Source organism: Agrobacterium sp. MCAB5 (assembly GCF_052114365.1).
Taxonomy (GTDB): Bacteria; Pseudomonadota; Alphaproteobacteria; order Rhizobiales; family Rhizobiaceae; genus Agrobacterium; species Agrobacterium tumefaciens.
Map to the genome: position 1 here is coordinate 1 of NZ_JBFREP010000144.1, position 595 is coordinate 595.

Sequence of the window (595 nt, forward strand, 5' to 3'; positions counted from 1 at the left end):
ATCTAACCCGGTTTAGGCTTTTTTCTTATGGCTATTAGAATGCGCGCTGCAGGCGAACGAAACCGGTCCAGGCTTCAGGCTTGGTGTCGACGTCGAGGTAGTTTGCAGCAACCTTTGCCGAGAGGCCGTCCGTGATCTTGTAGTCAACCGTCAGGCCAGCCTTCCAGGCGTCGTTGTTCGAGAATTTGTCGAACGAGACGAGGCCGTAGCCACTGTAGTACTGGAAGCCGGGGGTGATCTTCAGCTTGTCGGTTGCGTTGATGGCGTATTCGGCAGCAACAGCCCACTCGGAAGCATTGTAGTAAGCGTTTGCGCCGGAAGCCCAAACACCAGACAGGCCAAACGTGCCAGGACCAACACCAGCTGTTGCGATCAGGCGAACAGAGCCGTTTTCGCGGTCAGTGTCATAACCACCGATGAGCTGAAGAGAGACGCTATCGATCTTCGCGCCAGCGCCAACAACGACGCCGACATTGTTACTTGTGTTGTTGTTCTTGTTGAACGTGCCGACCGCGATACCTTCGAGTTCGTCAACCGAGACACCAGCCCAGAAAGAACCCGCTTCATAGGTGTAACGAACGGAATTGAACCTGTC

The 595-nt window shown here is 54.6% G+C and carries 1 protein-coding gene; it reads right to left on the reverse strand.

Annotated elements, in window-relative coordinates; genetic code table 11:
* Positions 1 to 34 precede the first annotated feature (34 nt).
* Positions 35 to 595, reverse strand: a 561-nt coding sequence (locus tag AB4Z23_RS27870; protein WP_441361225.1) for a porin, incomplete at its 5' end; no start/stop codon positions are given.